Source organism: Pseudomonas sp. GD03858, assembly GCF_029840925.1.
Classification (GTDB): Bacteria; Pseudomonadota; Gammaproteobacteria; order Pseudomonadales; family Pseudomonadaceae; genus Aquipseudomonas.
Genome location: NZ_JAOCDM010000222.1, coordinates 1 through 1,120 on the forward strand (window position 1 = coordinate 1; position 1,120 = coordinate 1,120).

Here is a 1,120-nt window from a genome sequence, read left to right on the forward strand (position 1 = left end):
GTCCCTCAGGTGGGTTTGTGGTTGAGTATAATGTTGGAAAGGTCATTGGGGTGGACATTTCTGGGAAACCAACCAGCATCCTGAAAGTGAATGTTAGGGATGGCATCATAAATACTGCCTTTCCCAAATGAGAGCGAACAATGAGAGATGATTTGCTTAGTGCTTTTTTGGAGCAGGAGCTTTGTGGCTCCGTAAAAGAGATGCTTGCTGCTGCTGTGAAGGAGTCACAAAGGTCGGGGGGGAAGATTGCCATAAAGAATTTTGAGTTTAACTGTTTCGATGTTGTTTTGGACTTTGAGCATGATACTGCTACATTAGAGGATGTCCTGTCCTCGGGGGCAGGCGGTGAGCAAATAATTCCGCTACCATTTTTTTTAGAGGTGTGCGGTTTGAGTTGATTGCACAAGGTAAAAACATCAAAAAGGTGACGCGAAAAGATGATAGATCTGAATAGCGAAAAGGGGACCGAAAAAGCGAAAAGGGGACGGATTTATTTTTCCTGGCGGGTAACAATCGGTTTGTGGATGAGATCGAACTAATTACAGGGAAACGCATCGAGCGAAGGAAGCAGGGTCGACCGAGATTAGAGTAGGAGAAATAAATCTGTCCCCTTTTTTTTCGCAATCGGATGGAGTGACGCCAGTCAAAGATATTTCAAGCATGAGGACGATTGTCTTGGAGCGAGTCAAATGAGGCTGGATACTGAATTTGATTTAATGGATACATATATGTCTGTATATGGGGCTCATGTTTTTTCAAGGAATATGCTGAAGGTTTATTTGAAAGATGGGCTTGGCGTGTCTTCGGGCTTAAGAGATAAATTTCCTCGAAGATATTTCTATGATCCATGGAACGGGAATAAGTATAGTGAGGCCAGAAATGTCGATGGGCTTCTTGTCGGACGCCTGGAGAGCTCCGGAAAGTGGGTGAGGTATGAGGATAAGGCAATAAGTGCGGAAGTCCTTAAGTATGAATACGTTGGAGGATGTTGGTTTGTTTTTGAGGGTGTTTCTTTTTCGGTCAGAAAGATAGGTAGATATATTGAGGGTGGCGAAGAATCGGGTGGTGGCGAGCTTATAGAGAAATTTGATCTGCCGAAAAACTCGGGGTCGAACATAAG

General features: G+C 44.0%; 2 protein-coding genes and 1 pseudogene. All 3 read left to right on the forward strand.

Annotated features, from left to right (window positions below; all coding sequences use genetic code 11):
• Positions 1-140 precede the first annotated feature (140 nt).
• Positions 141-398, forward strand: coding sequence for a hypothetical protein (locus tag N5D48_RS26125; RefSeq protein ID WP_279889027.1), 258 nt, complete (start codon positions 141-143; stop codon positions 396-398).
• 101 nt (positions 399-499) lie between these two features.
• A pseudogene (locus N5D48_RS26130) lies at positions 500-592 on the forward strand (transposase); the annotation flags it as partial.
• Between the two features lie 97 nt (positions 593-689).
• Positions 690-1,120 (forward strand): hypothetical protein (locus N5D48_RS26135; RefSeq protein ID WP_279889028.1); only part of this gene is annotated, 431 nt, incomplete at its 3' end.